This is a genomic window from Micromonospora sp. NPDC049529, from assembly GCF_055586685.1.
Genome location: NZ_JBVJHT010000019.1, coordinates 156774 through 168317, shown reverse-complemented (window position 1 = coordinate 168317; position 11544 = coordinate 156774). Strand labels below are relative to the sequence as shown.

Annotated in this window: 10 protein-coding genes and 1 pseudogene; 10 read left to right on the top strand and 1 reads right to left on the bottom strand. The window is 73.1% G+C overall.

Features of this window, described 5'->3' with window-relative positions:
• The first annotated feature begins 225 nt into the window (after nt 1-225).
• Both ACZ6QQ_RS29280 and ACZ6QQ_RS29275 read left to right on the top strand, forming a co-directional pair.
• Nucleotides 226-897: a nucleotidyltransferase family protein gene (locus ACZ6QQ_RS29280; protein ID WP_465880629.1), complete on the top strand. Its 672-nt coding sequence runs from the start codon at nt 226-228 to the stop codon at nt 895-897.
• Nucleotides 898-914: 17 nt separating this feature from the next.
• Entirely contained in the window at nt 915-2195 is a 1281-nt protein-coding gene (locus tag ACZ6QQ_RS29275) for an XdhC family protein (protein ID WP_465880628.1), read from the top strand.
• Here ACZ6QQ_RS29275 and ACZ6QQ_RS29270 read toward each other — a convergent pair.
• Nucleotides 2118-3650: pseudogene (locus ACZ6QQ_RS29270) on the bottom strand (PucR family transcriptional regulator); the annotation flags it as partial. The gene ACZ6QQ_RS29275 and the pseudogene ACZ6QQ_RS29270 sit on opposite strands and share 78 nt — an antisense overlap.
• A 150-nt stretch (nt 3651-3800) precedes the next feature.
• Between ACZ6QQ_RS29270 and uraD the strand changes: the two are divergent.
• From uraD to ACZ6QQ_RS29230, 8 genes are all read left to right on the top strand, one after another.
• Nucleotides 3801-4361 (top strand): 2-oxo-4-hydroxy-4-carboxy-5-ureidoimidazoline decarboxylase, encoded by a 561-nt coding sequence (gene uraD / locus ACZ6QQ_RS29265; protein WP_465880627.1) that lies wholly within the window; start codon nt 3801-3803, stop codon nt 4359-4361.
• Nucleotides 4358-4699 (top strand): hydroxyisourate hydrolase, encoded by a 342-nt coding sequence (gene uraH / locus ACZ6QQ_RS29260; RefSeq protein ID WP_465880626.1) that lies wholly within the window; start codon nt 4358-4360, stop codon nt 4697-4699. Before uraD ends, uraH begins: the two co-directional genes overlap by 4 nt.
• Nucleotides 4700-4703: 4 nt before the next feature.
• On the top strand, nt 4704-5570 hold the full coding sequence (pucL, locus tag ACZ6QQ_RS29255; RefSeq protein WP_465880624.1) for a factor-independent urate hydroxylase: 867 nt from the start codon (nt 4704-4706) through the stop codon (nt 5568-5570).
• Nucleotides 5570-6433 (top strand): FAD binding domain-containing protein, encoded by an 864-nt coding sequence (locus ACZ6QQ_RS29250; RefSeq protein ID WP_465880642.1) that lies wholly within the window; start codon nt 5570-5572, stop codon nt 6431-6433. The genes pucL and ACZ6QQ_RS29250 overlap by 1 nt, the downstream gene beginning before the upstream one ends.
• Complete coding sequence (locus tag ACZ6QQ_RS29245; protein ID WP_465880623.1) at nt 6430-6924, top strand: (2Fe-2S)-binding protein; 495 nt, start codon at nt 6430-6432, stop codon at nt 6922-6924. The genes ACZ6QQ_RS29250 and ACZ6QQ_RS29245 overlap by 4 nt, the downstream gene beginning before the upstream one ends.
• Nucleotides 6911-8266 (top strand): 8-oxoguanine deaminase, encoded by a 1356-nt coding sequence (locus tag ACZ6QQ_RS29240; protein WP_465880622.1) that lies wholly within the window; start codon nt 6911-6913, stop codon nt 8264-8266. Before ACZ6QQ_RS29245 ends, ACZ6QQ_RS29240 begins: the two co-directional genes overlap by 14 nt.
• Nucleotides 8263-10515 (top strand): xanthine dehydrogenase subunit D, encoded by a 2253-nt coding sequence (gene pucD, locus ACZ6QQ_RS29235; RefSeq protein WP_465880621.1) that lies wholly within the window; start codon nt 8263-8265, stop codon nt 10513-10515. The genes ACZ6QQ_RS29240 and pucD overlap by 4 nt, the downstream gene beginning before the upstream one ends.
• Nucleotides 10516-10587: 72 nt before the next feature.
• The gene (locus tag ACZ6QQ_RS29230; protein ID WP_465880620.1) at nt 10588-11541 is read left to right on the top strand and encodes a helix-turn-helix domain-containing protein; all 954 of its coding nucleotides are present in this window, start codon (nt 10588-10590) and stop codon (nt 11539-11541) included.
• Nucleotides 11542-11544: the final 3 nt, after the last annotated feature.

Genomic DNA, 11544 nt, shown 5'->3' with positions numbered 1-11544 from the left:
GGTCCTCCCTGCACCTCGTCCGCTGACAAGACAAGTTGCCGTGCGCAAAAGTTCGTGTAGGCCGTTCGGTTGGCTGACCGGTTGTTCGCTTAGGGCCGATCAGTGCAGTCACCATAACCTGTTTAGTCAGCCGCAGGCTAGCCGAAAGTACGATGTATATATGTCTCATATTCGGCTTAACGGTAATATCAGACAGCATTTCGCGGCTCCGGCTACGCTCCCGGCGTGGGATGTGAGCCAGCACACGCTCAAGAGCAGGTTGCCGCGCTGATCCTCGCCGCCGGTGCCGGCCGGCGTTACGGTCGGCCCAAGGCCCTGGTCGAGTTCGACGGTCGGCTGCTGGTCGAGCGCGCCGTCGCGACCGCCCGCGCCGGGGGCTGCACGGCGGTGCTGACCGTGCTCGGTGCCGAGGCCGACACCGTACGGGCCGAGGCGGACCTCACCGGCGCCGTACCGGTCGACAACCCCGACTGGGACACCGGACTCGGCTCCTCCCTGCGCGCCGGCCTCGCCGCCCTGCACGACAGCACGGCGATGGCCGCACTCGTGCTCCTGGTGGACATGCCCGGCATCACCCCGGCGGCGGTCCACCGGCTGGTCGACCTGGCCGCCCCGGACACCCTCGCCATCGCCGGGTACGGCGACCGCCGCGGCCACCCCGTCCTGCTCGGACGCACCCACTGGGCCGGGGTGTCCGCCCTCGCGATCGGCGACGCGGGCGCGCGCGGCTACCTGCGCCGACACGAGACGAGCCTGCGGGTGGTGCCCTGCGCCGACGTGGCCGACGACACCGACCTCGACACCCCGGCCGACCTCGACCCGGCGCTGCGCAGGACGGCGCAGCGGCACGCGACGACGACGCGGCGCACGATCACCGTGGCGGTGGTCGATGGCTGAGCGGCCACACTGGTCCCATGCGTGAGGTACTGGACGATCTGATGCGCTGGTGGCACGCGGACGCACCGGTAGGCATGGCCACCGTCGTCGCCACCTGGCGCAGCGCGCCCCGGCAACCCGGCGCGACCATGCTGGTCGGACCGGACGGCAGTGCGGTCGGCAGCGTCTCCGGCGGCTGCGTCGAGGCCGCCGTCTACGACCTCTGCCAGGAGGTGGTGGCCGCCGGGGTGCCGCAGTCGCAGCGCTACGGCGTGCACGACGACGACGCGTACGCGGTGGGACTGACCTGCGGTGGCAGCATCGAGGTCTTCGTCGAACGGGTGGACCGGGACAGCTTCCCCGACCTCGCCGACGTGGCCGCCTCGATCGCCGCCCGGACCCCGGTGGCCGTACTGACCTGCGTGGCCGGGCCGGAAGGGCGGCTCGGCCGGCGGATGGTGCTCTGGCCGGACCGGCGACGCGGTTCACTCGGCTCGCAGCGGCTGGACGACGCGGCCAGTGACGACGGGCGCGGGCTGCTCGCCGCCGGGCGAACCGGACTGCTGCACTACGGCACCGACGGGCAACGCCGGGGGACCGGGCTGACCCTGCTGCTCAACGCGTACGCCCCGCCGGCCAGGATGATCGTCTTCGGGGCGATCGACTTCGCGGCGGCGGTGGCCCGGGTGGGCACCTTCCTCGGTTACCGGGTGACCGTCTGCGACGCCCGCCCGGTCTTCGCCACCGCCCGCCGGTTCCCCGACGCCGACGAGGTGGTGGTCGACTGGCCGCACCGCTACCTGGCCGAGCAGGCGCGGGCCGGGCTGCTCGACGAGCGGACCGTGGTGTGCGTGCTGACCCACGACCCGAAGTTCGACGTGCCGGTGCTGCGGGTCGCGCTCGACCTGCCGCTGGCGTACGTCGGCGCCATGGGTTCCCGACGCACCCACCACGACCGGCTGACCCGGCTGCGCGAGGCAGGGGTGCCGCAGGCGGCACTGTCCCGGCTCGCCTCGCCGATCGGGCTCGACATCGGCGCCCGTACGCCGGAGGAGACCGCGGTCAGCATCGCCGCCGAGATCGTGGCCAACCGCTGGGGCGGTGACGGCGGCCGGCTCTCCGACACCGACGGCCGGATCCACGGGGATCCCGGCCCGCGCGTACGCACCCGGTCAGCGGGGCAGGCGCAGGGCGAGGAAGAAGTCGACCCGGTCCTCGAACCGGGACAGGTCCCGGCCGGTGAGCTGCTCGATCCGGCCGATCCGGTAGCGCAACGTGTTGACGTGCAGGTGCAGCAGGGACGCACAGCGGGTCCATGACCCGCCCGAGGCGAGGAACGCGTCCAGCGTCCGGAGCAGGTTCGCGTTGTGCGTCCGGTCGTACGTGAGCAGCGGGGCGAGCAGCCGACGCTGGAACGCCCGCCGGGTGTCGGCCGGTACGCCGGCCAGCAGCAGCAGGTGCGAGGCGAGTTCGTCGGCGCTGACCACGGTCGCCTGCTCGTCCCGGGCGACCGCCGTACGCAGGGCGTGCCGCGCCTCCTCGACCGCGCCGCCCAGCGCTCCCGGTCCGGCGGCCAGCCCGCTCACCCCGACCGCCAGCCGACCGTTGCCCAGTCCGGGCTCGTACGCGGCCACCCCGGCGCGGATCGTCTCCACCGCGGCCGGTGCCTGCTCCGGCGGGACGGCCAGCACGGCGAGCACCGTGTCGGGTGACCCCGCGTCGGTCACCGCGACCCGGTCGGCAGCCGGTCCGACGAGTTCGGCGCAGACGGTGACGGCCAGCTCCTGCGGCGTACGCAGTCCGGCCAGGCTGGCGTTCAGGACCAGGAACGTCGACTCCGGCGGCAGCCCGCAGGAGAGCAGCCGACCGCGCAGGTCGACCTGTTCGCCGCCGGTGAGGGCGGCACCGAGCTGGTCGGCGAGTCGCCGTTCGATCCGCAGTGCCTCGTCGACCTGGGCGCGTTCCAGCGCGACCAGGCTGGTCAGCTCGGCCGCCGCGTCAGCCAGCCCGTTCACCTCGGCCGCTTCGACCAGCCCGTCCGCCCCGGTGGTGTTCCCGGTCGGGACCGGGCGGCGCGGGGCGACCGCGCAGGCGAGCAGCCAGGAGGCGAGCCGGTGTTCGGGTCGGCCGGGTACGCCGAACACCGCGATCCGGCGACCGTCCGCGGTGAGGCGGGCGGGCAGCCGGCCGGCGGCGAGGAAGGCGCGGGCCACCGCCGCCCGGTCGGCCGGGGCGAGGCCGGTGGTGGCGGCGATCGGGCGCCCGGTCGGGGTCAGCACCCAGCAGTCCACGCCGAGTTCGGCGGCGGCCGGTGGCAGCAGGTCGACCAGCCGGGCACCGGCCGCCATCGCCGCGACCAGGCCCCGGTGCCGGCCCAACACGGTCGCCAGGCCGCTGGCCCGCTGCGCCCACAGGGAAGGGTTCACCTCGTCGACGATGTCCCGGAAGGAGACCTCGACCGGCACCCCGAACAGCGGCATCCGGTGCCGGCGGCAGGCGTCGACCAGGTCGTCGGGGACCGAACCGAAAACCGCGTCACCGGCGCCGATCGCGGTCACCGACGCCTCGGCGCAGGCCGCGACGAACGCCTCCGAGTCACCGGCGTCGCGCCGCCAGACCAGCCCGGTCAGCACGATCTCGCCGCCGGACAGGTAGCGCCGGGGGTCGGGCAGGTCGGTCACGTACACCCGGCTGACGGGGCGTTCCAACTCGTCGGCGCCGGTCAGCAGGGTGAGCCGCAACCGTGGCCGGTGCAGCGCCTCGCGCAGCAGCATGCTGGTGTTCCTTCCGGTCGGGCCACGGGGAGTTGGCTCGGGTTTGGAGGAAGCTACGGAAACCCTACGGTCCGGGTGTTGCGAATTGGGTGTCGCTGCCGGTTCATCTCGCGCTGACCGGCTGTTGTACTTCTCCCAAACCCCGGGGAGGTGGACATCATCGATGCGTCGAGCCACACCCTCGCGAGTTTCAACACCCGGCCGGCCGACGAGGTCGAACGCGACCTGCTGGCCTGCTGTGCCGTACCGGGCTGGGCACGGGCACTGGTCGCCGGGCGGCCGTACCCGGATCTCGGGGCGCTGGTCGCGACCGCCGACGCCGCGCTGGCCGCGCTGACCTGGGACGAGGTCGCGTTGGCGCTGGCCGCGCACCCGAGGATTGGCGAACGCCCGACCGGCACCGACCGGGAGTCGGCCTGGTCCCGGCGCGAACAGGCCGCCGTCACCGACGCCGACGCGCAGGTCAGGGCCGCGCTGGCAGAGGCCAACCGGGAGTACGAGCAGCGCTTCGGTCACCTCTTCCTGATCTTCGCCAGTGGCCGCAGCCGCGACGAACTGCTCGCCGCGGCCCGGCAGCGCCTGGGCAACGACACCACCACCGAACAGCGCGTCGTCCACGGCGAACTGCGGAAGATCGCCCGGCTGCGACTGGAACGGCTGCTCGGCACCGAACCGGCTGTTCCGGCCGAGGCGTCGGGACCGGCGTCATGAGCGAGACCTGGGCCCGGATCTCCACCCACGTGCTCGACACCGGACGCGGGGCACCCGCCGCCGACGTGCACGTCCGGTTCGAACGCCACGACTCCGGCGGCTGGACGCTGGTGGCGCAGGGGCGCACCGACGCCGACGGGCGGCTGCGCGACTGGGTGCCGTTGCAGTCCTGCCAGGCCGGCGGCTACCGGTTGGTGTTCTACGTCGAGACGTACTTCGACGGCGACACGTTCTTCCCGGAGATCACCGTCGCCTTCCAGCTTCGCGACCCCGACCAGGCGTACCACGTGCCGCTGCTGCTCGGCAGGTACGGCTACACCACGTACCGAGGGAGCTGAGTTCATGTCGATCGTGCTCGGGGCCAACCAGTACGGCAAGGCCGAGGTGCGCCTGGTCCGGGTGGTCCGCTCCGGTGGCCGCCACGAACTGCGGGACCTGAACGTGACCGTGACCCTCGCCGGTGACCTGACCGACACCCACCTGACCGGCGACAACGCCCGCGTGCTGCCGACCGACTCGCAGAAGAACACGGTGTACGCCTTCGCCCGCGCCCACGGCGTCGACCGGATCGAGGAGTTCGGGCTGCGGCTGGCCCGGCACTTCGTCACCAGCCAACCGGCGATCGACCGGGCCGTGGTGCACATCGAGGAGTACGGCTGGTTGCGGCTCGGCCCGCACTCGTTCCAGCGGGCCGGCGGTGAGATCCGCACCGCCACGGCCACCTGCACCGCGACCGGGTCCGAGGTGGAGGCCGGGCTGACCGGGCTGGTCCTGCTCAACTCCACCGACTCGGAGTTCAACGGTTACGTCCGGGACCCGTACACGACCCTGCCGGAGACCAGCGACCGGATCCTTGCCACCGCCGTCGACGCGCACTGGTCCTACCGGGGCACCACGCTCGACTGGGACGGCTCGTACGCGGGCGCCCGCGCCGCCCTGGTCGACGCGTTCGTCGGGACCTACAGCCGCTCCCTGCAACAGACCCTGTACGCGATGGGCCACCGGGTGCTGACCGACCGCCCGGAGATCACCGAGGTACGACTGTCGCTGCCGAACAAACACCACCTGCTGGTCGACCTCGCCCCGTTCGGGCTGGAGAACCCGAACGAGGTGTTCGTCGCCACCGATCGCCCGTACGGGCTGATCGAAGGCACCGTTCGTCGGGCCGACGACGAGACCGTCGGCCCGACGGACGGCGGGGGTCGGTGATGGAGTTCCTGGCACCGGCGAGCTGGTCGGAGGCGCTGGCGGCGAAGGCCGCGTATCCGACGGCGCTGCCGATCTGCGGCGGCACCGACGTGATGGTGGAGCTGAACTTCGACCGCCGCCGGCCGGGGGTGCTGCTGGACCTGAGCCGGGTCGACGCGTTGACCCAGTGGCACTGCGACGGTGACCTGCTCCGGGTCGGTGCCGGGGTCACGTACCGGCGGATCATCGACGAACTCGGTCGGGCCCTGCCGGGGTTGGCGCTGGCCGCGCGTACGGTCGGCTCGCCGCAGATCCGCAACCGGGGCACCGTCGGTGGCAACCTCGGTTCCGCGTCACCGGCCGGGGACGCGCACCCGCCGCTGCTGGCCGCCGGTGCCCTGGTCGAGCTGGCCTCGGTGCGCGGCACCCGCCGGGTCCCGGTGGCCGAGTTCTTCACCGGACCCAAGCGCAGCGTACGGGCGCCCGACGAGCTGATCGCCGCGTTCCTGGTGCCGCCGGCCCGGGGCCCGCAGCAGTTCGCGAAGGTCGGCACCCGCAACGCGATGGTGATCGCCGTCTGCTCGTTCGGGCTGGCCCTGGACCCGGTGAGCCGCCGGGTCGGCACCGGCATCGGTTCGGCCGGGCCGACACCGTTGCGGGCCGGGGCGGCCGAGGACCTGCTCGCCGCCGACCTGCCCTGGGACGACGCCGGGGCGTTGCCGGACTCGCTCGCCCGCCGTTTCGGTGAGCTGGTCGCGGCGGCAGCCAGCCCGATCGACGACGTACGCGGCACCGCCGCCTACCGCCGGCACGCACTGGCCGTACTGGCCCGGCGGACCCTGCACTGGGCCTGGCGCGACCATCGGGAGGGGAATCGGGGATGAGGGTCAACTGCCTGGTGAACGGGGTGCCGCGTACCGCCGACGATGTCTGGCCCGGCGAGAGCCTGCTCTACCTGCTCCGCGAACGGCTCGGCCTGCCCGGCGCCAAGAACGCCTGTGAGCAGGGAGAATGTGGCTCGTGCACGGTCTATCTGGACGGTACGCCGGTCTGCGCCTGCCTGGTCGCGGCCGGACAGGCGCAGGACCGCGAGGTCCGTACGGTCGAGGGGTTGACCGGTTCGGACGGCACGCTGGACCGGGTGCAGCGGGCGTTCGTGGCGGCCGGGGCGGTGCAGTGCGGGTTCTGCACACCGGGGCTGATGGTGGCGGTGCACGACCTGCTGGCCCGCGACCCGTCCCCGGCCGACCAGGACATCCGGGAGGCGCTGGCCGGGAACCTCTGCCGGTGCACCGGTTACGAGCACATCATGGCGGCCGTACGACTCGCCGCCGCCACCCCGGCATCCTCGGACGGTCACAATGATCATCATTGAGAACTGTGCGGTGGCGACGGTCGACGCCGACGGCACCGAGTACCGCGACGGTCACGTGGTCGTCGACTCCGGCCGGATCGTCGCCGTCGGACCCGGCCACGCCGGCCGCTACCACCGGTCCGTACGCCGGGTCGACGGCACCGGCTGCCTGGTCACCCCCGGCCTGGTCAACACCCACCACCACCTCTACCAGTGGGCGACGCGGGGCCTGGCCCAGGAGGAGAACCTCTTCGGCTGGCTCGGCGCGCTCTACCCGGTCTGGGCCGGACTGGACGCCGAGGTGGTCGCCGCGACCACCGCCGCCGGCCTCGGCTGGCTCGCCCTGTCCGGCGCCACCACCAGCACCGACCACCACTACGTCTACCCGCGCGACGCGGGCGACGTGATGGCCGCGCAGATCGAGGCGGCGACCGAGATCGGGCTGCGGTTCCACCCCACCCGTGGCTCGATGGACCTCGGTCAGTCCAACGGTGGCCTGCCGCCGGACAACATCGTAGAGGACACCGACAGCGCGCTCGCCGCCACCGAGGAGGCGATTGACCGGTTCCACGACCCGGCCGACGACGCCATGGTCCGGGTCGCCGTCGCCCCCTGCTCGCCGTTCTCGGTCACCCCGAAACTGATGACCGAGGCCGCCGCCCTGGCCCGCCGCCGGGGCGTACGGCTGCACACCCACCTCGCCGAGACCATCGAGGAGGAGCAGTACTGCCGCCAGACGCACGGCTGCACCCCGGTCGAGTACGCCGAACGCCTCGGCTGGCTCGGCCCCGACGTCTGGCTGGCACACGCCGTCCACCTCGACGACCACGCCGTCGGCCGGCTCGCCGCCACCGGCACCTCGGTCGCCCACTGTCCCAGTTCAAACGCCCGCCTCGGCGCCGGCATCGCCCGGATCCGGGACCTGCTCGACGCCGGTGTGCCGGTCGGGCTCGGCGTCGACGGCCCCGCCTCGCAGGAGGCGAACCAGCTCGGCGCCGAGCTGCGCCAGGCGCTCTACGCCGCCCGGCTGCGCGGCGGCCCGACCGCGCTCACCGCCCGGCAGGCGCTCGCGCTCGGCACCATCGGCGGCGCCCACTGCCTCGGCCGGGCCGACCAGATCGGCTCGATCGAGCCCGGCAAGCTCGCCGACCTGACCGTGTGGCGGCTCGACGGGCTCGGCCACATCGGTATCGACGACCCGGTCGCCGCGCTGGTGTTCGGCCCACCCGCCCCGGTCGAACTGCTGCTCGTCGGCGGCCGACCGGTGGTCGAGCGAGGCGAGCTGCGCACCGCCGACGAGCGGGACCTGGTCCGCCGAACCCGCCGGGCACACCGCGCCCTCACCCGCCGGGCACGCGGATGAGCACCCCGACCGACACCACCGCGCAGAGCACTTCGGTCGAGGGCGGGGTCGGGCGCAGTGCCCGGCGGCCGGACGGGCGGCTGAAGGTCACCGGGGAGTTCGCCTTCTCCTCCGACCTGTGGGCCGACGACATGCTGTGGGGCGCGACCCTGCGCAGCCCGTACCCCCGGGCCCGGCTGCGCGGCATCGACCTGAGCGCGGCGCTCGCCCTGCCGGGGGTGTACGCGGTCCTCACCGCCGACGACGTGCCCGGTACCAAGACCTACGGCCTGGAGATCGCCGACCAGCCGGTACTGGCCTGGGAGGACGTGCACTACCAGGGTGAGGCGATCGCCATCGTGGCCGCCGACCACCCGGAGACCGCCCGCCGCGCGGTGGCCCGGATCGAGGTCGACTACGAGGTGCTGGACCCGGTCACCGACGCCGAGGCGGCACTGGCCGGTGACCACCTGGTCCGGCACGTCCCGGTCCGCTACGGCGACCCCGACGCGACCGCCGACGTGGTGGTCACCGGCGAGTACCGGGTCGGCATGCAGGACCAGGCGTTCCTCGGCCCGGAGTCGGGGCTGGCGGTGCCGGCCGAGGACGGCGGGGTCGACCTGTTCATCGCCACCCAGTGGCTGCACGTCGACCAGGCGCAGGTGGCCGCCTGCCTCGGCCTGCCGCCGGAACTGGTCCGACTCAGCCTGGCCGGCGTCGGCGGCGCGTTCGGCGCCCGCGAGGACCTCTCCATGCAGGTGCACGCCAGCCTGCTCGCACTGCACACCCGGCGCCCGGTGAAGATGGTCTACTCCCGCGAGGAGTCGTTCTTCGGGCACGTGCACCGACACCCGGCGACCCTGCGCTACGAGCACGGCGCCAACCGCGACGGCACCCTCGTCTACGTCCGGGCCCGGATCCTGCTCGACGGCGGTGCCTACACCTCCAGCACCCCGGCGGTGGTCGCCAACGCCGCCACCCTCGGCATCGGCCCCTACCGGGTCCCGAACGTGACCATGGACGCGTACGGGGTGCGGACCAACAACCCGCCGTGCGGGGCGATGCGCGGCTTCGGCGCGGTCCAGGCGTGCTTCGCGTACGAGTCGCAGATGGACAAGCTCGCCGACGTACTCGGGCTCGATCCGGTGGAGCTGCGCACTCGTAATGCGCAGGCCGAGGGTTCGGTGATGCCGACCGGGCAGGTGATCGAGGGGCCGGCACCGGTGGCCGAACTGCTGGCCCTGGTCCGGAACCGGCCGGCGGCGCCACGGGCCGCCGACGACCCACGGGAACGACCCGGTGGGGTGGCCAACACCACGCGCGGCGAGGGGGTCGTACGAGGCGTCGGCTACGCCATCGGGATCAAGAACGTCTGCTTCTCCGAGGGCTTCGACGACTACTCCACCGCACGGGTACGGCTCGAACTGATCAACGGCGAGCCGGCGGTGCTGGTGCACACCGCCGCCGCCGAGGTCGGCCAGGGCCTGGTCACCGTGCAGGCGCAGATCGCCCGTACCGAACTGGGCGTCGCGCGGGTCACCGTGGCGACCGCCGACACCGCCGTGGGCAGCGCCGGGTCGTCGTCGGCGTCACGGCAGACGTACATGACCGGGGGCGCGGTCCGGGCGGCCTGCCAAGCCGTACGCGAAAAGCTGCTGGCCCGCCTAGCCACCGCCGACCCGGCAGCGCGGCTGGTCGACGGGCGGGTGGTCGACGGCGCCGGTGAGACCGTCGTCGACCTGGTCGAACTGCTCGGCGACGAGCCGTTGGAGGAGACCGTCCAGTGGCGGCACCGGCCGACCGAGTCGCTGCACCCGCTCACCGGCCAGGGCAACGCCCACGTCCAGTACGCCTTCGCCGCCCACCGCGCCACGGTCGACGTCGACACCGAACTCGGCCTGGTCCGGGTGGTCGAGATCGCCACCGCCCAGGACGTCGGCAGGGCGGTCAACCCGCAGGCGGTGCTGGGGCAGATCCACGGCGGCACGATCCAGGGGCTCGGGCTGGCGGTGATGGAGGAGATCCAGGTCGTCGACGGGCTGATCCGCAACCCGTCCTTCACCGACTACCTGATCCCGACCATCCTCGACTCGCCACCGATGCTGGTGGACGTGCTCGAACTGGCCGACCCGCACGCCCCGTACGGGCTGCGCGGGGTGGGGGAGCCGCCGACGATCTCGTCCACCCCGGCGGTGGTCGCCGCGATCCGGGCCGCCACCGGACGGGCCCTCACCACCGTCCCCGTACGCCCCGAACACCTCATCGACTGACGCCTTATTTCACCCCGGGGTCAGAGCCCGAACACCGTGCCCGAGCGGAAGTGTCGTCGTTATCGTTGACCGGTGATCGACAACCTTGAGACGTTCCAGGACGAGCTGGCCGCCAGCGGGTTTCCGCCGCTGGTCAACAAGCTGGCCGGGGCCGACTTCCGGATCGGGATCGCCACCCGTGACCTCGGGCCGCTGCGGCTGGTCTCCCTCGACACGCCCGAGAGCGCCTGCATCGGGCGGGAGCGCGACGCCTCCGACGGCGAGAACCTGGCGGTCAAGGTGATGACCCGGGGCCGGACGCGGATCGACCAAGGGCGCGGCGACGCCGAACTCGGGCCGACCGACCTGGTGCTGCTCGATCCCACGCGTACGCTCCGGTTCGAGAGCACCGCCGCGGCGCACGTCACCATCCTGGTTCCGCGCCGGGAGCTTCGGATCCGGCCCGCGCAGATCGACCGACTCATCGGCGTACGCATCGACGGCAGCCACGGCCCGGGCGCTCTCGTCTCCGTGCTGGCCCGGGAGGCGGCGCGGTCGGCGACCGAGTTCCGCGAGGCGGAGGCGCTGCGGTCGGCGGCGGCCGTCATCGAGCTGATCGCGGTCGCACTGGAGGCCCGGCTCGGCGACGAACAACCGGCCCCGGACGAGTGGCTGCGGAACCGGATCGCCGGCTACATCGAGGCCCGGCTGGCCGATCCCGATCTGTCTCCGCCCGGCATCGCCGCCGCCCACTACATCTCCGTTCGCCGGCTGCACAAGCTGTTCGAGGACCAGCCGCTCACCGTCGCGGCTCTGATCCGCCGTCGCCGCCTGGAGCGCTGCCGGGCCGAGCTGACCGGAAGCGGACGTACGGTCACCGCCGTGGCCGCCCGGTGGGGATTCTCCGATCCCACCCACTTCAGCAAGCTCTTCAAGGCGACGTACGGCTACAACGCCCGCGCACTGGTAACCAGCAACCGTGCACGCACGACCAAGACGCGCACAGCCGGCCCGGAAAAGGATGGTGGTCACCAAGGCAGGCAATAGCAA